The sequence below is a fragment of the Gordonia effusa NBRC 100432 genome (assembly GCF_000241305.1).
Taxonomy (GTDB): domain Bacteria; phylum Actinomycetota; class Actinomycetes; order Mycobacteriales; family Mycobacteriaceae; genus Gordonia; species Gordonia effusa.
This window is the reverse complement of record NZ_BAEH01000098.1, coordinates 1-22,010: the sequence shown is the minus strand read 5'-3', so window position 1 is coordinate 22,010 and position 22,010 is coordinate 1. Positions and strand designations below refer to the sequence as shown.

20 protein-coding genes are annotated in these 22,010 nt (G+C 63.6%); 12 read left to right on the top strand and 8 right to left on the bottom strand.

All coding sequences use genetic code 11. The features are described from left to right. Positions 1-241: 241 nt before the first annotated feature. Positions 242-1,750 carry a glutamate-cysteine ligase family protein gene (locus tag GOEFS_RS17560; protein WP_007319289.1) on the bottom strand — a complete coding sequence of 503 codons (1,509 nt, stop codon included), beginning with the start codon at positions 1,748-1,750 and terminating at the stop codon, positions 242-244. Between the two features lie 16 nt (positions 1,751-1,766). Between GOEFS_RS17560 and GOEFS_RS17555 the strand changes: the two genes are divergently transcribed. The 3 genes from GOEFS_RS17555 to purM all read left to right on the top strand — a co-directional run bounded on the left by GOEFS_RS17555 (position 1,767) and on the right by purM (position 5,093). After that, on the top strand, positions 1,767-2,183 hold the full coding sequence (locus GOEFS_RS17555; protein WP_040525426.1) for a sterol carrier family protein: 417 nt from the start codon (positions 1,767-1,769) through the stop codon (positions 2,181-2,183). A 111-nt stretch (positions 2,184-2,294) separates the two neighbouring features. After that, entirely contained in the window at positions 2,295-3,854 is a 1,560-nt protein-coding gene (purF, locus tag GOEFS_RS17550; RefSeq protein WP_085949537.1) for an amidophosphoribosyltransferase, read from the top strand. 132 nt (positions 3,855-3,986) lie between these two features. Continuing rightward, complete coding sequence (gene purM, locus GOEFS_RS17545; RefSeq protein ID WP_007319286.1) at positions 3,987-5,093, top strand: phosphoribosylformylglycinamidine cyclo-ligase; 1,107 nt, start codon at positions 3,987-3,989, stop codon at positions 5,091-5,093. Between the two features lie 512 nt (positions 5,094-5,605). Here the strand turns inward: purM and GOEFS_RS22950 are convergent. Beyond that, on the bottom strand, positions 5,606-5,779 hold the full coding sequence (locus GOEFS_RS22950) for a DUF3073 domain-containing protein (protein ID WP_007319285.1): 174 nt from the start codon (positions 5,777-5,779) through the stop codon (positions 5,606-5,608). 151 nt (positions 5,780-5,930) lie between these two features. Next, on the bottom strand, positions 5,931-7,109 hold the full coding sequence (ygfZ, locus tag GOEFS_RS17540; protein WP_040525425.1) for a CAF17-like 4Fe-4S cluster assembly/insertion protein YgfZ: 1,179 nt from the start codon (positions 7,107-7,109) through the stop codon (positions 5,931-5,933). A 37-nt stretch (positions 7,110-7,146) separates the two neighbouring features. Between ygfZ and GOEFS_RS17535 the strand changes: the two genes are divergently transcribed. The 5 genes from GOEFS_RS17535 to cydC all read left to right on the top strand — a co-directional run bounded on the left by GOEFS_RS17535 (position 7,147) and on the right by cydC (position 14,504). Next, positions 7,147-8,040 (top strand): aminodeoxychorismate lyase, encoded by an 894-nt coding sequence (locus GOEFS_RS17535; RefSeq protein ID WP_007319282.1) that lies wholly within the window; start codon positions 7,147-7,149, stop codon positions 8,038-8,040. Positions 8,041-8,375: 335 nt separating this feature from the next. Then, entirely contained in the window at positions 8,376-9,962 is a 1,587-nt protein-coding gene (locus tag GOEFS_RS17530; protein ID WP_040525442.1) for a cytochrome ubiquinol oxidase subunit I, read from the top strand. Between the two features lie 9 nt (positions 9,963-9,971). Next, complete coding sequence (gene cydB, locus GOEFS_RS17525) at positions 9,972-11,090, top strand: cytochrome d ubiquinol oxidase subunit II (RefSeq protein ID WP_007319280.1); 1,119 nt, start codon at positions 9,972-9,974, stop codon at positions 11,088-11,090. Continuing rightward, complete coding sequence (gene cydD / locus GOEFS_RS17520; protein WP_050949953.1) at positions 11,087-12,829, top strand: thiol reductant ABC exporter subunit CydD; 1,743 nt, start codon at positions 11,087-11,089, stop codon at positions 12,827-12,829. Before cydB ends, cydD begins: the two co-directional genes overlap by 4 nt. Further along, positions 12,813-14,504 (top strand): thiol reductant ABC exporter subunit CydC, encoded by a 1,692-nt coding sequence (cydC, locus tag GOEFS_RS17515; RefSeq protein WP_007319278.1) that lies wholly within the window; start codon positions 12,813-12,815, stop codon positions 14,502-14,504. The genes cydD and cydC overlap by 17 nt, the downstream gene beginning before the upstream one ends. 379 nt (positions 14,505-14,883) lie before the next feature. On the opposite strand, the gene GOEFS_RS17510 is transcribed toward cydC, so the two are convergent. The 5 genes from GOEFS_RS17510 to GOEFS_RS17490 all read right to left on the bottom strand — a co-directional run bounded on the left by GOEFS_RS17510 (position 14,884) and on the right by GOEFS_RS17490 (position 18,117). Beyond that, complete coding sequence (locus tag GOEFS_RS17510; protein WP_007319277.1) at positions 14,884-15,531, bottom strand: heme-binding beta-barrel domain-containing protein; 648 nt, start codon at positions 15,529-15,531, stop codon at positions 14,884-14,886. A 215-nt stretch (positions 15,532-15,746) separates the two neighbouring features. Further along, positions 15,747-16,052: a DUF1416 domain-containing protein gene (locus GOEFS_RS17500; protein WP_007319276.1), complete on the bottom strand. Its 306-nt coding sequence runs from the start codon at positions 16,050-16,052 to the stop codon at positions 15,747-15,749. A gap of 6 nt (positions 16,053-16,058) precedes the next feature. Further along, on the bottom strand, positions 16,059-16,892 hold the full coding sequence (locus GOEFS_RS17495; protein WP_007319275.1) for a sulfurtransferase: 834 nt from the start codon (positions 16,890-16,892) through the stop codon (positions 16,059-16,061). Between the two features lie 183 nt (positions 16,893-17,075). Then, complete coding sequence (locus GOEFS_RS23980; protein WP_373278227.1) at positions 17,076-17,135, bottom strand: putative leader peptide; 60 nt, start codon at positions 17,133-17,135, stop codon at positions 17,076-17,078. Positions 17,136-17,178: 43 nt separating this feature from the next. Next, entirely contained in the window at positions 17,179-18,117 is a 939-nt protein-coding gene (locus GOEFS_RS17490; protein ID WP_007319274.1) for an LmeA family phospholipid-binding protein, read from the bottom strand. A gap of 117 nt (positions 18,118-18,234) precedes the next feature. Between GOEFS_RS17490 and GOEFS_RS17485 the strand changes: the two genes are divergently transcribed. The 4 genes from GOEFS_RS17485 to GOEFS_RS17470 all read left to right on the top strand — a co-directional run. Then, positions 18,235-18,984 (top strand): winged helix-turn-helix domain-containing protein, encoded by a 750-nt coding sequence (locus GOEFS_RS17485; RefSeq protein ID WP_007319273.1) that lies wholly within the window; start codon positions 18,235-18,237, stop codon positions 18,982-18,984. Further along, on the top strand, positions 18,981-19,910 hold the full coding sequence (mshD, locus tag GOEFS_RS17480; RefSeq protein ID WP_007319272.1) for a mycothiol synthase: 930 nt from the start codon (positions 18,981-18,983) through the stop codon (positions 19,908-19,910). Before GOEFS_RS17485 ends, mshD begins: the two co-directional genes overlap by 4 nt. A gap of 172 nt (positions 19,911-20,082) precedes the next feature. Beyond that, a complete protein-coding gene (gene pstS / locus GOEFS_RS17475) occupies positions 20,083-21,147 on the top strand; it encodes a phosphate ABC transporter substrate-binding protein PstS (RefSeq protein WP_007319271.1) in 1,065 nt (354 codons plus the stop codon). Between the two features lie 160 nt (positions 21,148-21,307). Next, the coding region (locus GOEFS_RS17470; protein WP_007319270.1) for a PstC family ABC transporter permease at positions 21,308-22,010 on the top strand (703 nt) is incomplete at its 3' end.

Here is a 22,010-nt window from a genome sequence, read left to right as displayed (position 1 = left end):
TGACCTACTCGACCGGCGGAGGGGGTGGCTGATTCGGTTGGCGTGGGCTGGCCTGCTCGACCGGCGGAGATGGGCGGCCTGCTCGACCGGATGTGGGCTGGCCTGCTCGCTGGCGGAGATGACTGACCTACTCGACCGGATGTGGACTGGCCTGCTCGACCGGCGGAGATGGCTGATCGGCTCGACCGACGGAGCAGCTGATCGGCTCGACCGGCCGGTCTGCTTCAGGCTATTGAGCCTGTTATAGCGGCCAGGTATGCGCCGGCTCGCCCTCGTGCATCAAGGTGACATAGTCGGCGAGCATGCCGGCGAGAGCGACGTCGCGATCATCGCCAGCGGCCTCGCGCGCGGCAACCGCGCGTCGTTGCCATTCCGAACCCGACTGCCGCGACTGGCAACGTCCTTCGATCACCGACAGGTACCTCGACCGCGCTTTGCGCGAAACGCCGAACGCCGTCAAACCCGCATCGGCGATGGGGAGAAGCTTTCGCAACGTGAGCTCGTCCGGCCGTACCCATCCCACCTTTGGCCAATAGAGTTGTGCCGCAAAGCCTTCCCGTGCTCCGGCGTGTAAGTTCTCGGCTGCGGCGTCGAAGGACATCTGCGACCACACTGGACGCTCCTGGTCGACGAGCCCCCGCAGCAGTCCGTAGTAGAACGCGGCGTTGGCCATTGTGTCGATGACCGTGGGTCCGGCCGGCAGCACCCGATTCTCCACCCGAAGATGTGCCTGACCGTCGACTACGTCGTAGACGGGGCGATTCCAGCGGTAGACCGTTCCATTGTGCAAACGCAGCTCGTCGAGGAGCGGAATCTGACCGGAGTCGAGTATGTCGAGCGGGTCGTCGTCGGAGCATACGGGCAGCAACGCGGGGAAATACCGGGTGTTCTCCTCGAATAGATCGAAGATGGTGGTTATCCAGCGCTCGCCGAACCAGACTCGTGGGCGTACCCCCTGATTCTTCAACTCCAATGGCCGGGTGTCGGTTGCCTGTTCGAAGACGGGGATGCGGCTCTCGTGCCACAGAGCCGTTCCGGCGAAGAACGGGGAATTGCCCGCGATACCCACCTGCACTCCGGCGATTGCCTGCGCTGCATTCCAGTGTGCGGCAAAGTCTTCCGGCGCCAGCCGCAGGTGCAATTGAAGTGACGTGCACGCGGCTTCGGGGACGATCGTGTCGCAGGTCAGGTGTAACTGCTCGAGTTGGTGCGCCGACGGCAATTCGACCCCGGCGATTTCGATGGTGATGTCTTCGCCGCGGGCGGCGAAGATCTGTTCGTTGAGTATCCCGTAACGCGGGTTTGCCGATATCGCGTCGTGGGTAAGGTGCTCGGGCCGAAGGGTTGGCAGCATGCCGGTCATCACCAGGTGAGTGTCCTTCGCGGCAGCACGCGCGTCGGCTGAGTTCAGTGAGGCTCGAAGCTGCTGTTCGAGGCCGACCATCTCGTCGCCGGACAGCGGCCGCGGCGCGACGTTGATCTCGATATTGAACTGAGCTAATTCGGTCTGGAAGTCGGGGTCGGCGATGGTGTCGAGGACAGCGGCATTGGCAAGCGCGGGCTGCATCGCCGCATCGACCAGATTCAGTTCGACTTCCATTCCCAATAGCGGTTCGGGTGGGCGCCCCTGATCGGTGAAGAGCCCTTCGGTCAGCATTCGTGCGATTGCTTCGGTGCCGCGAGAGACCTGACGTCGGAACCGCACGCGGTCAGCTCCGGTGAATGTGCGTTTCGACACATCGGCGCCCATTGCTCCATCGTGCAACATGGACGTCGTGACTCGTCCGAAATCGGTAGATCCCGCCCAGATGCGCGCCGCTGTGCTGGATGTACTTCCCTGGCTCGTCGACGCTGATGTGCCCGACCCACAGCGGCCGACTATCGCCGCAGCGGTCCGGCAGTCCGCGCGTACCCTCGCGCAACTGGCCCCGGGGGCATCTGTCGAGGTCCGCGTGCCGCCTTTCGTCGCGGTGCAGTGTATTGCCGGGCCGCGACATACCCGTGGCACGCCGCCCAACGTCGTGGAAACGACGCCGCGGGTCTGGCTTCGTCTGGTAGCCGGACTCGTCGATTTCGATGCGGCGGTGGCCGCTGGCGACGTGTCGTCGTCGGGCTTCCGCGCGAGCGAGGTCGGTGGCTTCTTACCACTGATTCGAGTGCCAGCGCCCGGCGGCGGGGAGTAAACCGCGCGGTACACGCGTTGTGAGATTCGGAGTTGTCACGGACTGGCCGGTAGAGTAGGCCATGCGCCTCCTGATTCCAGCCCCAACCCCCCGGGAGTTCTTGTGGCCGATATGTCCATCACCAGCCCGAATCTCCTTGCGGCCGACGATGTTTCGGAGAATGAACCCCGCGAGGAATGTGGTGTTTTCGGGGTCTGGGCACCTGGCGAGGATGTCGCCAAACTCAGCTATTACGGCCTCTACGCCCTGCAGCATCGCGGTCAGGAAGCCGCGGGTATCGCGGTCGGCGACGGCTCGCAGGTCATCGTCTTTAAAGATCTCGGTCTAGTTAGCCAGGTATTCGACGAGCAGACAATGGCCGCAATGGTCGGTCACGTCGCGGTTGGGCACTGCCGCTACTCGACCACCGGGTCGACCACCTGGGAAAATTCGCAGCCGATCTTTCGTACCACCGCCGCCGGCTCGGGTATCGCACTCGGGCATAACGGCAACTTGGTCAACACCGCCGAACTCGCCGGCCGAGCCCGCGACCTGGGGCTTACCGGCTCCGCCGGCGCGACGTCGGATTCCGATGTTCTTGGCGCGCTGCTTGCGCACGGTGCCGCCGACCGCACCATCGAACAAGCCGCGATGGAAGTGTTGCCGACGGTCGAGGGCGCGTTTTGCCTCACGTTCATGGACGAAAACACGCTTTACGCCGCCCGTGACCCGCACGGCGTCCGTCCGCTGTCGCTTGGTCGCCTCGACCGCGGCTGGGTGGTCGCGTCGGAAACCGCGGCCTTCGACATCGTTGGCGCCTCCTTCGTCCGCGATATCGAGCCTGGCGAACTCCTTGCCATCGACGCCGACGGTGTGCGCAGCAAGCGGTTCGCCGAGGCCACGCCAAAGGGCTGTGTCTTCGAATATGTGTACCTCGCGCGTCCGGACAGCGTGATCAACGGACGCAGTGTCCATGCGACTCGCGTCGACATCGGTCGTCGCCTCGCGCGCGAACATCCCGCCGAGGGGGATCTGGTCATCCCGGTGCCGGAGTCAGGAACGCCAGCGGCAGTTGGCTACGCGCAGGAATCCGGCATTCCCTATGGGCAGGGCCTGATGAAGAATGCCTACGTCGGACGCACGTTCATTCAGCCGTCGCAGACCATCCGGCAGCTCGGCATCCGGCTCAAGCTGAATCCGCTCAAAGATGTCATCCGCGGCAAACGCCTTGTGGTGGTTGATGATTCGATCGTGCGCGGCAATACGCAGCGAGCGCTGATCCGCATGTTGCGTGAGGCGGGGGCCGCCGAGGTGCACGTGCGCATCGCCTCGTCGCCGGTGCGTTGGCCCTGCTTCTACGGCATCGACTTCGCTTCGCCGGCCGAACTCATCGCCAACGGAATGGAATCCGAAGAAGGCATGGTCGACGGTGTGCGGCAGGCAATCGGAGCCGACTCGCTGGGTTACATCAGCAATGACGAGATGATCAAGGCAACCGAGCAGCCGTCGTCGAAACTCTGTGCCGCATGTTTCGACGGCCACTACCCGATTCCGCTGCCGAAGGAAACGTCGATGGGCAAAGCGGTGTTGGAGACGATGCTCAAGAATGCCGCCGAAGACCTCGGCGAGACGGCTACGGTCGATCCGCTCACGAGTGCCAATGACAACGTCAGCGCGGTAATGCGGCCCTGACGTCCCGCATCGTGACGACGGGCACGTCGGCGCGACGTGGATGTGTGGTCGACGCGGTCGGTCGGGTAGCGTAAAGCCGTCCTGCCGAGCGGCAGCTCTCATTTCACTCGACTATTCGGGGAGTTCATCACCATGTCCGATCGCGATGCCGATCAGCACGACGCACCTTCGGCTGGAGCCTCGTACGCCGCAGCGGGTGTCGACATCGACGCTGGTGAACGCGCGATTGAACTTTTCAAGCCACATGCCAAACGCGCGACGCGACCAGAGGTTTTGGGTGGACTCGGCGGCTTCGCCGGACTGTTCGCGCTGAAGGGTGACTATCGTGAACCGGTGCTCGCCGCGTCGAGCGACGGCGTCGGGACCAAGCTCGCGGTGGCGCAGGCGATGGGTATACACGACACCGTCGGCCGCGATTTGGTCGCCATGGTCGTCGACGACCTGGTGGTCTGCGGCGCCGAGCCGCTATTCCTGCAGGATTACATCGCGATCGGCAAAGTCGTGCCGGAGGTGGTCGCCGACATCGTCAAGGGCATCGCCGACGGTTGCGTCGACGCGGGGTGTGCGCTGCTTGGCGGCGAGACCGCCGAACATCCCGGGCTGATGGAAGACGGGCATTACGACATCTCGGCGACGGGTGTCGGCGTCGTCGAAGCCGATGCTGTGCTGTCCGCGGATCGGGTGCGTCCCGGTGACGTGGTCATCGCGATGGGGTCGTCGGGGTTGCATTCCAACGGCTACTCGCTGGCGCGCAAGGTGCTCCTGGATTGGGGGCATATGGATATCGGCGGGCATGTCGAAGAATTCGGTCGCAGTCTCGGTGAAGAATTGCTCGAGCCGACTCGTATCTATGCTCGCGACTGCCTGGCGTTGGCCGCCGAGGCAGACGTGCGGACTTTCGCGCATATCACCGGCGGTGGACTTGCCGACAATCTAGGTCGCGTCCTGCCGCGTGGGCTTGTCGCCGAATTGGACCGTGGCACCTGGTCGCCCGCGCCGATCTTCTCGATGATCGCGCAGCGTGGTCGCGTGGTGCGCGAGGAGATGGAACGCACCTTCAACATGGGCGTCGGCATGGTCGCGATCGTGGCACCGGAGGACACCGACCGGGCACAGGCCGTACTCACCGCCAAGCATGTCGACAACTGGGTGCTCGGTTCCATCAAGCGGTCCGGCGAACCCTCCGAGGGCGCCAAGACCGGTTCGGCCGTCCTGCTGGGGGAGCATCCGCGGTTCTGACGTCGCGGGCCGGTTGCGTTGCGCTTGTGCCGAACGTGGTCTCGATACACCCGGCTCGGCTGGCGCCTCGCCGGGCACTCGACCAGCGGATAAAGGCGCGGCTGGCGGTAGTGGCGTCTGACTAGCGGTGGCACTCGACCAGCGGTAGTTCTGGTGGTCGAGTGCGCTCGCCGAGCGTAGCGAGACGCGCGTGTATCAAGACTGGGTGAGACGACGTCGTGCGGCGACCACGGTTGTGGTTTGTTATGTCGGTGCGTGGTCTCGATACACCCGGCTCGGCTGGCGCCTCGCCGGGCACTCGACCAGCGGATAAGGCTCGGCTGGCGCCTCGCCGGGCACTCGACCAGCGGATAGAGGCTCGCCGCGGGTAACCACGGGCGTAGAGAACCACCCGGATCACGCCATCAAAACGCACACTGGCACCCGACCCTGCTCGCAGGGCCGGGTGAGAAGTGTGGAACGCCCCGTTGGGGCGACTGATCTACCTCAGGAGGGGAAGGTGGCTAATCGCGTCAAGCGCGACGCCACTCGTCTTCCTCAACCCAATCATCCACCGGATCGTGTCGCTCCGGTGCGGTGCTTCCGGACAGCTCGCGTTGCAAGCTGTCGAAATCCGTATTGGGTGCAGAGTACTTAAGCTGACGAGCAACTTTCGTCTGCTTTGCCTTTGCCCGGCCGCGGCCCATATGGGACCCCCTCGCACAATGACGGGGCGACCAAACTGGTGGCGGCCCCGTTCTAGGTTAGGAATTTCTGTCGTAGTGAACAGTCTAGCGCGCTCGCGAAGATAATGCGGACTCCTCCCTCGGGTGTGGCGCAAAGTCCCAGTCGGAGCGGTCAGGATTGTGTGCCACGCAACTTGGCAATGGCCTCGCGGCCAGCCTGAACACGGTCGTCGACCTGAACCGAGTCGGGGTCGATGCGAGCGGGAATCGTTACGGCGTCCTCGCCGGTGGCGATCGCCAGTTCGGTGTCGACGGGTATCCCGCGCTTGACCAGCGCCAGCGCGATCGGGCCATATTCGAAGTGGTCGACGACGGTTCCGACCCGTCCGATAGCTCGTGCGCCGCCGAGTATCCGATCGCCGGTCTGCGGCCGGATGTCGTCGCTGCCGTCGAGATGAAGCAGCACCAACTGGCGCGGCGACTTTCCGAGGTTGTGCACCCGCGCGACGGTCTCCTGGCCGCGGTAGCAGCCCTTGTCGACGTGGACGGCGCCCTGCTCATCCGGGCCACCGATCCAGTTGACCTCGTGCGGAATCGTGCGGTCGTCGGTGTCGACGTCGATACGGGGACGGATCGCCGCGGCACGTAATGCCTCGTAGGTCCACGTGCCCGACATCTGCGCGCCAGCGTCGGCGATGGCTTTCCACCAGGTGAGGACGTCGGAGTCGGGAACGATCAGATCGACCACCGGAAGCGTGCGGCCCTCACCGATGGACGGCATGACTCGCCAGAAGCCCAGTGGCTCGTCGTCGTGGCGTAGTTCGGGGAGATCGCCCGCGGCGTACACGCCGGCCTCGGCGGGGATCTCCAGCAGGTCGGCGATCGCGCCCGCGCGAACCGCGGGACCGACCAGCGTCAGCACCGTCATGTCCGGACGGCCGACCGGAGTGACCTTGGCCCAGAACACCATTTTCGTCAGGAAATCGAGCAGCCCCGGACCGTGCGAACCTTCGGTATCGATCCAGGTGACGCCATCGACGTCGGTCAACACAAAATGTTCTTCGACGTGTCCGCGCAGATCAAGAGAGAGATTTTCAGCGCTACGACGGTCGGCGAGGTCGGCGACGAACTGACTGGAGATGGTGTGCAACCAGGACAGTCGCTCGTCACCGTCGAGTTCGAGAACGGCGCGGTCGGCGCGGTCGATGATCACCGCGCCGGTCGTCGCGGCTCGCTGCTCACCAAACGGATCGCCAAAATGCCAAGCAACACTTCGGGTGTTATCGCCGGGCGCAGGCTCGGGGACAGCTCCCGCAGTGGAAAAAGTATTGAGAATCGGCGACGCGGTCACGGAAGAAAGCCTACCCGCGACACTAGACTGTGAACCCATGGCGGATTTGATCCTTGTCACGGTTGCCGACGGTCCGGCCGACGCGAGTGCGCCCCTACTCTTCGCCGATGATCTCGCCGCGGTACGCGGTGACGGCATCTTCGAGACACTTCTCGTCCGAGAGGGGCGCCCCTGTGGCGTCAGGCGGCATCTTGACCGACTCGCGCGCAGCGCGGCCATCGTCGACCTACCGGCTCCGGATCGCGAAGCCTTCGCCGCAGCCGTGGATGCCGCAGCTCGGCTCTGGACTGAACAGCACGCGGACGCGGAAGGGCTACTCCGCATTGTTTATTCGCGTGGGCGAGAAGCGGATCCGGCGTCGGCGCAGGAGCCGGATAAAGCGACCGCGTACGTGACGGTCGGTCCGGTAGCGCCGCGTGCGATCGAAGCGCGTGAGAGCGGGGTCTCGGTTGTGACTCTCGACCGCGGCTATTCAGTGGATCTCGCGCCGTCGGCGCCCTGGGCGCTCTTGGGCGCTAAGACGTTGAGTTATGCGACGAATATGGCGGCGTTGCGCCACGCGGCGAGGCTGGGCTACGACGACGTGATCTACCTCAGCAGCGAGGGGGTGGTCCTCGAAGGGCCACGGTCCACAGTTGTCGCGGTGACCGGCAAGACGCTCGTCACCCCTCCCACCGAAGCCGGAATCCTTCCTGGCACAACGCAAGAAGCTCTATTCGAATTGGCCGAGGCGCAAGGCTGGCAGACCAAATCGGAGACGTTGCTGACTGAGGACCTGATCGCGGCGGACTCGGTATGGATGGTTTCGAGCGTGACGCTCGCCGCACGAGTGCGTCGACTCAACTCATATGAGTTCGGCGACGACCACCTCGGCGATCGCGAACAGGTCGACCTCGCCGCGCTGGTCAACCGGGCGATCGCTGACGACTGAACACGTAGGTGTGCAGCGTCACGGTCCCGGTCTTATGCGAGCGCTGCGCGGGGTAGTGGACCCGCGTCGGTGGCGTCAAAACGGTTGCTAGCAGCGGAAAGTCGGCGTCGACGGTCGAAGGAATATCTGGATTCCCCGCTCCCGTGCATGTGATCTGAGGCACAATTTGGTCAGCGGTCGACCGGTATGAGACTGAGGTCTCTTGTTGGAGTAGCCGAGCGGGCGTAGCGTTACATTTGTCTACTACGACGAGTAGTAGCACCGGAGAGATAGCCCGCTCACCACTGCTTGCGATGGGATGCCCATAGATGGACACCGTGTCAATGAATCTGGCCATGGATGTCGTCGACGTTTCGCGATGGCAATTCGGTATCACCACCGTCTATCACTTCATTTTGGTCCCACTCACGATCGGTCTTGCCCCGATGATCGCCGTGATGCAGACCGTGTGGCATGTCACCGGAAACGAGCAGTGGCTGCGCGCCACCAAGTTCTTCGGGAAGCTCTTCCTCATCAACTTCGCGCTCGGGGTGGCGACCGGGATCGTGCAGGAATTCCAGTTCGGAATGAACTGGAGTGAGTACAGCCGGTTTGTGGCGGATGTATTCGGTGCGCCCCTGGCGTTGGAAGGTTTGGTTGCCTTCTTCCTGGAATCCACCTTCATCGGACTGTGGATCTTCGGCTGGGATCGATTGCCCAAACGTGTTCACCTTGCCTGTATTTGGCTGGTCGCCATCGGTGTGAACGCGTCGGCCTACTTCATCATCGCGGCCAACTCGTGGATGCAGCATCCCGTTGGTGTCACGTGGGACAACGAACGCAATCGCCCTGCGATGAACGACTTTTGGGCCGTCATCACCAACAACACCACCCTTGCCGCGTTTCCGCACGTCGTTGCCGGGGCATTGCTCACCGCAGCCACCTTCGTCGCCGGTATCGGGTGCTGGTGGATGGCGCGAAACATTTGGCGCGCAAAGCAATTGGAGAAGGCCAACGCGACGTCGGTTGACGCGGCTGCCGACTCCGACGATACCGTCGACATTCCCGATACCGTCTCGCCAAGTCAGGTCAGCGCGACGCCGGAACAATTACGCGACGACGCGCGGACACTGTGGCGTCCGGTGACTCGATTTGGTCTGTGGCTCACCATGTTTGCCGGGGTCGCTCTGTTCATCACCGGCGACTTCCAGGCGCAGATCATGTTCAAACAGCAGCCGATGAAGATGGCGGCGGCGGAATCGTTGTGCGAGAGCGAGACCGGCGCGGGGTTCTCGGTCCTCTCGATCGGTCGACAGAACAACTGCGCCAACATCGATCACGTCATCGTGATCCCGAATATGTTGTCATTCTTGGCTGATCATCGCTTCGACACCCGCTTGCAGGGCGTTGAAGAACTGCAGGCGCAGTATGCCCAGGAGTTCAACAAGCCGGACCAGAACTTCGCGCCCAATCTGTTTGTTACGTATTGGAGTTTCCGGGCGATGATCACCTGGGCAGCGGGATCGGCACTACTGGCGATTGCCGGACTCTGGTTCACTCGCAAGAAGCGCGTGGTTGAGTCGCGCCGGTTCGGACTCTTCGCCCTGTGGATGTTGCCAACTCCGTTCTTGGCCAACAGTTCTGGTTGGATTTTCACCGAGATGGGCCGACAGCCCTGGGTGGTCGCGCCGAACTGGGTCGACCGGCTGGACCCGTTGCGGATCAGCATGCTGGTGAATGATGGCGTGTCTAATCACACCGCCGGGATGGTGTGGGTATCGCTGATCACGCTAACCCTCTTGTACGGCGTCCTCGGGGTTATTTGGTTCGCGCTCCAGCGCCGCTACATCATCGAAGGTCCGAGTGCTCGCTCCGACGATTCCGGCGACGGTGACGATTCGCCGGATGTCGATGCCCCCGAACAACTTTCGTTCGCCTACTAGGAGTCAGATATGGGATTGCCAGAGTTCTGGTTCATCGTCATCGCGGTTCTCTTCGGCGGCTACTTCATCCTGGAGGGGTTCGACTTCGGCGTCGGGATGCTCATGCCGTTCATCGGGCGAGGGGATGGTCGCGTTGATGGTGATACCCGACGTCGGGTACTACTGAACACCATCGGCCCGGTCTGGGACGCGAATGAGGTGTGGCTGCTCACTGCTGGTGGTGCCATGTTCGCGGCCTTCGGTGGTTGGTACGCAACGATGTTCAGCGCCTTCTACTTCCCGTTGCTGCTGATACTGGTCGGTCTCATCGTTCGGGTGGTGGCGATCGAATGGCGGGGCAAGATCAACGACCCGCGCTGGCGGATGTGGTGTGACGTAGGCATCGGGTTGGGTTCGTGGATACCCGCGTTGTTGTGGGGTGTCGCATTCGCCAACGTGGTTCGTGGCCTGCCGATAGCCGCGGATCACCAATACACCGGCGGTTTCTTCAACCTGCTCAACCCGTATGCCCTGCTTGGTGGGTTGACAACGTTACTGGTCTTCGCCACCCACGGGGCGGTGTTCCTGTCGTTGAAGACGGCCGGTGAGATCCGCGACGAGGCCGCCAAATACGCTGTGCGGCTTTCGGTTGCGACCTTGGTTGTGGCGGGAGCCTTCTTACTCTGGACCCAACTCGAGTATGGGAAGACATGGACGTGGGTGCCGGTCATCCTGGCCGCGCTGGCGGCGGTCGGAGCGGTGTTCGCGACACTTCGACGGGCTGAGGGCCTGGCGTTTGCCGCGACAACGGTCGCGATTGCCGGCACCGTTGTAACGCTGTTCGGCGTCCTCTATCCGAATGTCTTGCCGTCCACCACCGATCCGGCCTTCAACCTCACCATTGGCAATACGTCGTCGAGTCACTACACCCTGACCATCATGACCTGGGCCGCGGTCTTCATTACGCCGGTGGTGATCCTCTATCAGGGATGGTCGTATTGGGTGTTCCGACAACGTATTTCGCTGGAGCAGATCCCGCCGTCGGTGGGGTTGCCCTCGCTGTTGGTGGGCGAGCGAAGCGACGGGATCCGGCCGGGCGAGCGAAGCGACGGGAAGATCCGGCAGGGCGAGCGAAGCGACGGGAAGTGACCGGGCGAGCGAAGCGACGGGAAGATCCGGCAGGGCGAGCGAAGCGACGGCCGCCGCTGGACCCCCGCCTGCTGCGACGATCGGCGCCGGCGCGCCGATATGTCGCGGCGACAGTGTGTTTCGCGGTGGCTACCTCGATCTGCGTCATCGTGATCGCGGCCGTCACGGCGTCGATACTTTCCGAGCTGGTTGTCGACGTCGATGCTCGGGCGTTCGAGGCTCAGTCGACTCATCTGATTGTGCTCGCCGGTGCGCTGCTGCTTCGGGTTGCCCTACATTACGCACGAGAACGATACGCGCAACGAGCGGCCGACCTGGTCATCGCCGACTTGCGCGGCCAGGCGACCGATGTGTTGAGCGACCCGCGACGGACCGCGCCGCGTCGACTTCTTGAGGTACGCGATCATGCGGTCACCGTAATCTTGCGCGGTCTGGATGATTTGGCGCCGTATCTGTCTGGATATGTTCCGGCGCTTATCCTTTCGACGGTGATCACGCCGGTGATGGTGGTGGTTATCGCGATCGTGGATCTGCCATCCGCGATCATCGTCTTCATCACGTTGCCGTTGATACCGGTCTTTATGGTGCTGATCGGTGTGATGACGCGGGACCGAACCGCCGCGAAACTTGCTGCGACAAGCCAATTGTCGGGTCAATTGATGGACCTGGTGGCCGGACTCCCGACGTTGCGCGCGTTACATCGTGTCCACCGCCCGACCAGACAGGTAACTGAGTTGGGGCAGCGGTGGCAGCGCTCGACGATGGCTACCCTGCGTATCGCTTTTCTCTCCGGCGCGGTGCTGGAATTGCTCGCGACGCTGTGTGTCGCGTTGGTGGCGGTGGGGATTGGCGTTCGTCTTGTGTACGGCGAGATGTCTTTGTTCGCGGGCGTCTTCGCGTTGATTTTGGCGCCAGAGGTATACCTGCCGTTGCGGCAGGTCGGTGCTCAGTTTCACAACTCGACCGATGGTTTGGCCGCGGCCGACGACGTTTTCGAGCTGATCGGTGACGAGACAGCGACCGCATCGGGGGTGTCTCGAGTTGACCTGCGCGGCGCCGACCTCGAATTCGACGCCTTGTCGGTCGATGGTAGAGATGGGCCAGCACCCGATCGTCTTTCGTCGGTGATTCCCGGTGGCTCACTTACCCTCTGGCGTGGGCCGAACGGCATCGGGAAGTCGACCGCACTGTCGGTGCTGCTCGGTCTGGTCGATGGCTACTCGGGCACCGTAACCGTGAGCGGCCAATCGATTGGTGACCTCGACCTCGACCATTTCCGCAGCCAGATCGCGTGGCTACCGCAGCATCCGGCGATTCTGCCCGCGACCGTCGCCGACAATCTCGAGCTATTCGGTAACCCCACCTCGAGCGATCTCGAACAGGCAATGGCCGCAACAGGTTTCGATGCGGTGGTGCAGCAGTTGCCACAGGGCGTGCGGACTCGGTTGGGTGCGGGGGGCGTGGGGTTGTCTGCCGGTCAGCGACAGCGACTGGGTCTTAGCCGGGTGCTCGCGTCGCCGGCGCCGCTGCTACTGCTCGACGAGCCGACCGCACATCTCGATGACGATTCTGCCGATGCGGTGGTCGCGGCCGTTCGTTCTCGCGTCGAGCGAGGTGCCACCGTCGTCGTGATCAGTCACCGCGAATCTTGGTGGGCCGCAGCCGATCACCTCGTTGAATTCGGGAGCGTCGAACTCGGGAGCGTCGAAACAGGGAACGCACATGCGTCGGCCCGCTGATCGCCCGCTTTGGCGAATCCTCGGCTACCTGGGTGTGAAGCCCCGGCCGGTAGTGGCCGCCCTTGGGCTCGGCGTCGGCGGCTCGTTGAGCGCGTTGGGTTTGGCCGCGCTGTCGGCCTGGCTGATTACGCGTGCCTGGCAGATGCCGCCCATCCTGTATCTGTCGGTCGCGATCACCGCCGTTCGGGCGCTGGGGATTTCGCGTGGTGTGTTCCGCTATCTCGAGCGGCTGGCGACCCATGATCTCGCGCTACGGGCGATGTCGTCGGCGCGGTCGCGGGTATTCGTCGCGCTCGCGGCGGGAAGACCTTCCTATTCGGTCCAGCTTGGTCGCGGCGACTTACTGTCGAGAACCGGTGCCGACCTCGACGACTTGGGAAACGCTCTCATTAGAGGCGTGATCCCGATCGGCATCGCGGTGATTACCGACATCGCCGCGGTGGCGATCATGGCTGTGGTGTCGGTACCGGCGGCAGTCGTGTTAGGCGTCGCTCTGTTCGTAAGTGGTGTTGCCGCACCGGTATTGGCGGCGCGCGGCAGCGCCGACGTCGTCGAATCGGGTGCGCGAGCACGTACGGAGTTGGCCGATTCGGTGACTCTGGCCCTGTGGCACGCAGATGAGTTGACCGTCGCGCGAAGTCGCGCACGGGTATTGGCCGAGGTCGCCGACGCGGAGCGATCTGTCCGCGCCGCCGCTGACAAAGGTCTGCGCCTACAGTCGCTAGGCAGCGCGGCAATGCCACTGGCCGTTGGTATTTCATTGCTCGCGGCCTGTGTCATCGGTATCGGCTTGGCCGGCGACCCGACATTGACTCCGATGACCTTGGGTGTGCTCATCCTGCTACCGCTGTCGGCGTTCGAGTCGACGGCTCCGCTCACCGAAGCCGGCTTGCAGCTAGAGCGCAGTAGGCAGGCCGCCACCAGGATCTTGTCACTGATCGACGACGCGGGGTCGGCAGAACTCGACAATGCCGGCATCGACGCGTTCGCCAGCGCGGACGACATCGGGGTCGATGTTCGGCCGACACGGTTGACCTGCCGAGACCTGCGGTGGGGCTGGCCGACGTCGCCGGTGGGCGAGGCACTGAACGTCGTGATCGAGCCGGGTGAACGGTTGGCCGTCGTCGGACCGAGCGGCGTCGGGAAGACCGCGCTGCTCATGACCCTCGCCGGTCTGTTGACCCCGCGTGGCGGTTCGATCGACGCTGGTGGCCGCGACCTCTCGGCATCGACCTGCTATTTCGCCGACGACGCGCATATCTTCTCGACGTCGGTCGCGGAGAACCTGCGGGTCGCGCGCGGCGATGCGAGTGACGAGGAGATCGTCGTGGCACTGACCGCCGTCGGGCTCGGCGCCTGGATCGACGGACTACCCGACGGCGTAGACACCACCTTGTCCGGCGGCGAGGCGGCGCTGAGCGGCGGACAACGCCGTCGGTTGCTGCTCGCACGAGCGCTATTGCACCGGGCGCCAGTGGTGTTGCTCGACGAACCAACCGAACACCTGGATCCGGTTGACGCCGATGCCGTGCTGCGTGACATCTTTTCGCGCGATGGCTCGCTATTCGGGGCGGGCCGTAGCGTCATCGTGGCGACACATCACCTGCCACGCGGGCATGGCGCCGATCGTGTGATTGACCTGGCTGAGTATGGACTGGCTCTCGGCGTCGAATAATCCGTTGCGAGGCTCCGTGGCGAGGCGTAGTTTCGTCGGTACACACGGAAGGAGGTGGTCTGAAGTTGATTGACAAACGGACACGTGAGGTGGTCATCCGCTAGAGCGGTCACGCTGTAATTCGTTTACGCGCAAGCGCTTTGGCGAATTCCAGATGATCACCCGGCCCTCGCATCACGACCCAGTCCGGTCGTATTACTCCCGTCAACGGGAGTGGTGCGGGGGCCGTTTCATGTGCGCGGCCTTCGGAGAAATCTGGAGATAGTTATGCCGTCGGGGGCAAGTTGCCCTTGGTACCGGGGTTATATCCAGAGTTTTGCCGATGGGGCGGGGCCGGGCCTGGATTGCTCGGGTCTGTCGACCGACCTCGGCGGGGCTGCTAGCCCGCGTACCGCTTGAGCTTCGCCGACAGGCGCGGCGTCAGATCACCGTCGGTATCGACACGCTCTTCGACATACGCGAGGTCGCCGTCGGGGACCAGCCCGTATAGCCGTTTGGCGCCACCGGCATGCTGGCCGGTTTCTGACCGGATCACGACGTCGGTGGTGAGATTCCACGACGTTTGATTGAGCGGACGGCCGTAGAACAATTCGATCCAGCCTTCTGCGTGGGCAAGAAGTAGTTCGATGTTGTCGTCGTCGCTGATCCGCCAGAAGCCGCTCTCGCGGAGGTCAGGACGGTCGAGGCCGCCGTCGTCGTCGAGGCGCCAGATGCGCGACGACCAGTTTAGATAGTTCTCACCGCTGTGGCTGACGATGATTTGCTGGCCGAAGGGGTAATCCTTGCCGGTTACCGGGTCGTGGCCCTCGCCCTCGCCGAGCCAGATGCCGACCAGGGGCAACAGTCCCAGCAGGCCGGGATGAAGGTCGGCGCCCTGACGCAAATTAGCGGTGTCATGCGCGACCGGGAGATCGCCCCATTCGGGCAGATTCACATCACCGGTCTGCTTGGCGCGTACTTCGGCCGCTTCGATCGCCTCGTTGCCTGAGCGGATATCGCCGGGCTGGCTATCGTCGGCCGACGTCACGATTCGTCTTTGACCAGGCGGTAGACGGCGTACAGGCCAAACCAGGTGATCAGCACGGAAGCGAGCACCAGCAGGAATTCAAAGAAGAGGACCACGGCCCAAATTCTAGCGCGACCGGTCGGTGGCGTATCGCGGTGGTGGCCAATATCTCGTTTCGCCGGAAACGACAAAGCCCCGGCCCGCTTGTGCGGACCGGGGCTCTGAGTCTTACCGGGCTACTTCGCTACGACGACGTCGTGCTCGTGGACGCCGGGGCCTTCGGGGCTCACGGTTACGTCGCCGTTGCCGGCGGCGGACAGCGCGCGAAGCGTCCAGGTGCCGGGTGCGGCGAAGAACCGGAAGTCTCCGGTGGGGCTGGCGACAACCTCGGCGGTGAATTCGCCGGTCGAGTCGAGCAACCGGACGAACGCACCGGCGACCGGTGCACCCGAGCCGTCGGTGACCTGACCGGTCAGCACGGTTTCCTTCTCGACGTCAACGCCCGCGGGCAGTTTCTGTCCTTGCTTGGGTGCGGCACACATGATTTCTTATTCTCCCAACTCGATCGGCACGCCGATCAGCGAACCGTATTCGGTCCAGCTGCCGTCGTAGTTCTTGACGTTCTGGTGGCCGAGGATCTCCTGCAGCACGAACCAGGTGTGGCTGGAGCGCTCGCCGATGCGGCAGTACGCGATGGTCTCTTTGGAGCCGTCCAGGCCGGCTTCCTTGTAGAGCTCGGTGAGCTCTTCGTCGCTGCGGAAGGTGCCGTCCTCGTTGGCGGCCTTGCTCCACGGCACGTTGATCGCACCGGTGATGTGGCCGGGACGCTGGCTCTGCTCCTGGGGGAGGTGTGCCGGTGCGAGGATCTTGCCGGAGAACTCGTCAGGGCTGCGCACGTCGACGAGGTTCTTGTTGCCGATCGCCTCGACGACCTCGTCGCGGAATGCGCGGATGCTGTTGTCCGCTGCGCCGGCCTTGTATTCGGTTGCCGGACGGGTGACGGCGTCGCTCGAGAGCGGACGGCCGTCAAGCTCCCACTTCTTGCGTCCGCCGTCGATCAGCTTGACGTCGTTGTGGCCGTAAAGCTTGAAGTACCAGTACGCGTAGGCGGCGAACCAGTTGTTGTTGCCGCCGTAGAGAATCACGGTGTCGTCGTTGGCGATCCCGCGCTCGGACAGCAACTTGCTGAACTGATCGGCGTCGACGAAGTCGCGACGGACCGGATCTTGCAGATCGGCCTTCCAATCGAGCTTGATCGCGCCGGCGATATGTCCGCCGTCGTAGGCGGAGGTGTCTTCGTCGACCTCGACGAAGACGGTCTTGTCGGCATTGAGGTTCTGCTCAGCCCAATCTGTGCTGACCAGGACATCGGAACGTGCCATGATGGCTCCCTTTCGAAATATGTTTCGGGTGATTCAGGGGGACAGATGATGAACGTCTTTTAGAGCGGGAAGTTCTCATCCAGGGGGAGTGATGGACGGCGCGCACGTGACGTGCGAAAACCTTCTCAGGAATGCTTGTGCGATACCGCCATCAACGATGGTCGCGGTAGCGGCGACCGTCGTTTACCGACAGCAACAGTTGGCGACACGACAGAAGTCGATGGCGCGGCGGCGGGTGAGCATGAACTCACGGCACGGTTGCATGGCTGAAAGGATACAACAGCACTCAGAACTCATCCACGCGGACTCGACGCCGCACGGAGTCGCCGGAAATCAGCACGTCACTGCCCGCGCTATGCGCCGACGTCGGGATGATGCCCCACGGCAGCGCGGGCATCGGGAGTACGCGACTGAACCGGTCCAGGATCGCCTGCCGGTACTGCGCGGGGACGTCGGCCGATGCGTGCTCCTCGGGGCCGTCGTAGAAGTCAGTTGCTCGGATCACCAGGGCGTCATCGCGTACCGCGACGTCGACGGAAACGCTGACCCGGATCTTGTCGCCGCGATAGCTCGACGCCGACGGGGGGACGGTGGACGACGTCGTCTGTCCGGGGGGCAGGGCCACGGTCCCGGTCAGCAGTAACCCCGACGAGCGTTCGAGCAATCCGTCGCCGGGGCCGCCGCCTCCTGCCTTGCCTTCCGGTGCGGGGGTATTGACCGAGAGGTCGGTGATGTCGAGTAGCCGGCCGAGGTTGACCGAATCCAACTTCGCGTAGCCGTTGACCGTGTCGAAGAAGAGGTGGCTGGTGGGGTGGAAACTCCACCCGTCGTCGGCGCGGATGCCGGTCGCGGTGATACCGAGTTCGGCCCAACATTGCGTTGCGACGCATGCGACCGACCCGGATCGCGGCAGCGGCACGCCGCGGGCGGTGACGGTGAGCGAGGGAAATTCGCCGCTGTTCGCGTGGCTAATGAATGGCATTCCACCGAGTGTTACCTCCGGCGCGAATTCCAGGCGAGGCGATGTCTGCAGTGCCTCCGACAGTCGCTTTTCGCTGCGTGCGGCCAATACCGTGTCGGCAATCACCAATGCGACGACCACTACCAGCGCCGTCGCCAGGCCAACGATGACGGCTCTGCGCAGACGTGGCCGAGCCGATCGGGCCGTTTCATCCGCGCCGTCCGACGTGGGAATGGCCGGTGGGCCTGCTGCGGTGAACGACATCGGGGCTATTCTGTCATTTATCGCGCTGCGTGAAACCGCCGAGTCAACGTCGACTCATCTCGATGCGTTGATGACGACTCAGGCCCCCACGGGCCGCTACTTCAGATCGGAGTGGGAGTGGACCTCGTAATTCTGACGAGCGAAACCAGTGCCGACGCCGTGCTGCCCTCGCTCTCCCTGTTGGCTCATAGCGCCCGCGTCGCGCCGGCCGAAGTCTCGTCGCTGATGGCGACCGGAAGCGCCGAAGCCGTTCTGGTTGACGCGCGTACCGATCTTGCGGCCGCTCGTGGGCTCTGTCGGCTGCTGGGCAGCACCGGGTCGATACCGGTAGTCGCCGTTCTGACCGAAGGTGGACTGGTCGCGGTCAATGCCGACTGGGATCTCGACGATTTCTTGCTCACCACGACCGGTCCCGCTGAACTCGACACCCGGCTGCGGCTGCTCGCGGTACGAGCCCGCGGTGGGGAGATGGTGGAATCGGGATCGACGATCGCGCTCGGCGAGCTCGTCATCGATGAGGACACCTATACCGCCCGGCTGCGCGGCAAGCCGATGGATCTGACGTATAAGGAATTTGAGCTACTCAAATACTTGGCGCAGAACGCCGGTCGCGTTTTCACCCGTGCGCAACTCTTACAAGAGGTGTGGGGCTATGACTTCTTCGGCGGTACCCGCACCGTCGACGTTCACGTTCGGCGATTGCGTGCCAAACTCGGCGGCGACCACGAATCGCTGATCGGTACGGTGCGCAACGTCGGGTACAAGGCGGTGCGTCCGTCTAGTCGAACTCGGCCATCGGATGATGAATCAGATTCTGCCGCAATGGATTCCGATGATTTCGAGCTGTTGGAGGAGGCAGTCGAATGACTGACGTGGCCCGCTTGTCGACGTTGACGGCGGATCAGCGGCACGACGTCGCGCAGATGCTCAACGCCGCGTTGGCGCAAGACGGCGTGGCGGCATTGTCGGAGCAGGCGGAGTTGGCGATCGCGCACGCGGCGCCGCAGGTCGAACACTTTTTGGTGACCGGCGCCGCGAGCGGCTACGGCAACGTGCTGCCCGGCCGCGACGGCGAAGCATCGACCGGTGAGTTGGTGGTGGCACCCGAGCACCGTCGTAACGGTGTCGGAACTGCCCTGCTGACCGCGATACTCGATGCCTATCCGCACGTTCGACTATGGGCGCACGGGAATCTGGATGGCGCACAGGCTCTCGCGGCATCGGTTGGGGTTTCGTCGCAGCGCGAGCTGCTGCAGCTTCGACGCGCGCTCGGCGCCGGGAGCGGAGCGAGCGGGCCGAATGTTCTCGGGTCAAGCACAACAGCCGCCGCGCTCCCCGAACTCCCGCTCCGCGAGGACATTATCCTGCGGACCTATGCCGGCGCCGAGGATGACGCCGAGATCCTGCGGGTCAATAACGCGGCCTTCGACTGGCATCCAGAGCAGGGCGGCTGGAGTCTGGATGACATCGCGGCCCGCACCGGATCGGACTGGTTCGATGAGGCCGGTCTATTTCTGGCCTTCGACGCCGAACAGCCGCGGCGACTCCTGGGCTTCCACTGGACCAAGATCCACGGCCCGGACCTGGGCGAGGTCTACATCGTCGGCGTTGATCCGTCGGCGCAGGGCCGTGGCCTGGGGAGATACCTGACGCTTGCGGGGCTACGGTATCTCGAGCCACTGGTCGCGGAATGCAATCTCTACGTCGAAGGTGACAACACCGCCGCTTTGCATACTTATCAGCGGTTGGGATTTGCCCAGTATGCGATCGATGTCGCATATGGCCGGGCATAGTCGCAGTATTTCGTTCGCAACGGCAACGAAATCGGACATTTTGCCCCTTGCCTGACCTTGTCAGTTAACCGTGTGTTCACCTTGCCGCGTCCGACCGTCCACTACCGGCCCATAGCGTCGCTGATCGACAGACTCCAGTGGTTGGAGTATCGAGCGAAAGGCAAGTCTGACGGTGAATATCAAGCGCAAAGGCATCCGTGCGGGTGCAGCAGTTGCAGGTGTCGCGGCGATCATGGCCGTCGCGGCCTGCGGTGGCTCGGACTCCGAACAGACCATCACCGGCGAGGGCTCGACGGCTCAGCAGAAGGCGTTGGAGCATTTCAGCCAGGTCCTGACCGACGAGGGCGGTTCGGTCCTCGACTACACCGGTAGCGGCTCGGGCGACGGCATCAAGAAGTTCCTGTCGAGCGATGTCGACTTCGCGGGTTCGGATTCCCCGCTCAAGGGCGACGAGGTCACCAAGGCAAAGGAACGTTGCGGCGGCAACGACGCATGGCACATCCCGCTCGTCGCGGGACCGGTCGCCATCGCCTACAACCTCGACGGCGTCGACAATCTGAAACTCAACCCGACCGTGCTTGCGGGCATCTTCGACTCGAAGATCACCACCTGGAACGACCCGGCCATCGCCGCGCTGAACCCGGGCGCAAAACTGCCGTCGACCAAGATCGTTCCGGTTCACCGCAGCGACAGCTCGGGCACCACCGACAACTTCCAGAAGTTCCTGCAGAACGCCGCGCCGCAGGCGTGGCCGTACGAGCACAGCAAGGAATTCAAGGGCAAGGGCGGCTCGGCTGCCGCCAAGTCGACCGGCGTCGGCGACACCGTGAAGAAGACCGCGGGCTCGGTCACCTACGTCGAGTGGGGCTTCGCCACCGAGAACAAGCTCGGCGTCGCCGATATCGACTTCGGTGCCGGTGCGGTCAAGCTCGACGCGACGTCGGCCGGTAAGGCGCTCGACGCCGTTACCTTCAAGACTCCGGGTAGCAAAGACCTCGTCGTCGACTCGGACAAGTTGTTCGCCTCCAAGGTTGCCGGTGCGTACCCGCTGTTGCTGACCACCTACGAGGTCGTCTGCAGCAAGGGCTACTCGAACGCGGACACCGGTGCGGCTCTCAAGGGTGCCTTCACCACCATCCTGGACAAGGGCCAGGAAGGGTTGACCGAGCTGGGCTACGTGCCGCTGCCCGACGCCTACAAGGCGACTCTCCGCGGTACCGTCGACGCGCTTTCGTGAGCACGTCAGCATGACCATCGTGCCCGCGAGGCCGCAGCGTTTGCGGTCTCGCGGGCGCACTTGACACACTTGGGGAAGGCTGCGGGAGCCAGGACGTCAGCGCGAGCTGACCAGTGGACCCAATCGAATCATGACCAGAGCCGAATCCGTAGAAGGACGCATGACCTCACTGAGTAAGAGCCAGGGGGATAACGCCGCCGACGCTGTCAGCGTCGACTCCGGCGCGACGCCACCTCTGTCACCAGGCGGTGCTCCGACGGATCTGGCGGGCTCCGCGCGGGGTCGGTTGGGCGATGCCATCTTCCGCAGACTCGCGGTGGGGTCGGGACTTCTCGTATCAATCGTCATCGCGTTGATCGCACTGTTCCTCGTCGTCCAGGCGGCCCCCGCGCTCCTCGACAACGAGGCGAATTTCTTTACCTACCAAGGTGATTGGGTAGTCGACGGCGGAAGCTTGCAGTTCGGTATTCCGAAACTGTTCTACGCGACGGCGGTCGTCGCGATCATCGCCCTACTCATCGCTATGCCCATCGCGCTTGGCATCTCGATCTTCCTGACCGAATACGCACCCAAACGTGTCGTCGGCCCGGTCACCTACCTCGTCGATCTGCTCGCCGCGGTGCCGTCGATCGTCTACGGCCTGTGGGGCATCCTGGTTCTCGGGCCCGCGCTGGTACCGGTCAACACCTGGCTGGTGAACAACCTCGGCTGGCTCCCGTTCTTCAAGACGCCAGAGGCCAACGTCACCAATATGTCCACCGGTGGCACCCTGCTGACCGCCGGAATCGTATTGGCGGTGATGATCCTGCCGATTATTACCGCGGTCACCCGCGAGGTCTTCATCCAGACGCCGGTGGCGCATC

What these genes read in the sequence shown, in the direction of transcription:
- GOEFS_RS17555 (WP_040525426.1), top strand. Translation starts at nt 1,767, where the DNA reads ATGGACGTCGTGACTCGTCCGAAATCGGTAGATCCCGCCCAGATGCGC.
- GOEFS_RS17500 (WP_007319276.1), bottom strand. Translation starts at nt 16,052, where the DNA reads ATGTGTGCCGCACCCAAGCAAGGACAGAAACTGCCCGCGGGCGTTGAC.
- mshD (WP_007319272.1), top strand. Translation starts at nt 18,981, where the DNA reads ATGACTGACGTGGCCCGCTTGTCGACGTTGACGGCGGATCAGCGGCAC.
- purF (WP_085949537.1), top strand. Translation starts at nt 2,295, where the DNA reads ATGTCCATCACCAGCCCGAATCTCCTTGCGGCCGACGATGTTTCGGAG.
- cydC (WP_007319278.1), top strand. Translation starts at nt 12,813, where the DNA reads ATGCGTCGGCCCGCTGATCGCCCGCTTTGGCGAATCCTCGGCTACCTG.
- purM (WP_007319286.1), top strand. Translation starts at nt 3,987, where the DNA reads ATGTCCGATCGCGATGCCGATCAGCACGACGCACCTTCGGCTGGAGCC.
- GOEFS_RS17530 (WP_040525442.1), top strand. Translation starts at nt 8,376, where the DNA reads ATGGATGTCGTCGACGTTTCGCGATGGCAATTCGGTATCACCACCGTC.
- GOEFS_RS22950 (WP_007319285.1), bottom strand. Translation starts at nt 5,779, where the DNA reads ATGGGCCGCGGCCGGGCAAAGGCAAAGCAGACGAAAGTTGCTCGTCAG.
- GOEFS_RS17490 (WP_007319274.1), bottom strand. Translation starts at nt 18,117, where the DNA reads ATGTCGTTCACCGCAGCAGGCCCACCGGCCATTCCCACGTCGGACGGC.
- GOEFS_RS17535 (WP_007319282.1), top strand. Translation starts at nt 7,147, where the DNA reads ATGGCGGATTTGATCCTTGTCACGGTTGCCGACGGTCCGGCCGACGCG.
- cydB (WP_007319280.1), top strand. Translation starts at nt 9,972, where the DNA reads ATGGGATTGCCAGAGTTCTGGTTCATCGTCATCGCGGTTCTCTTCGGC.
- GOEFS_RS17560 (WP_007319289.1), bottom strand. Translation starts at nt 1,750, where the DNA reads ATGGGCGCCGATGTGTCGAAACGCACATTCACCGGAGCTGACCGCGTG.
- GOEFS_RS17495 (WP_007319275.1), bottom strand. Translation starts at nt 16,892, where the DNA reads ATGGCACGTTCCGATGTCCTGGTCAGCACAGATTGGGCTGAGCAGAAC.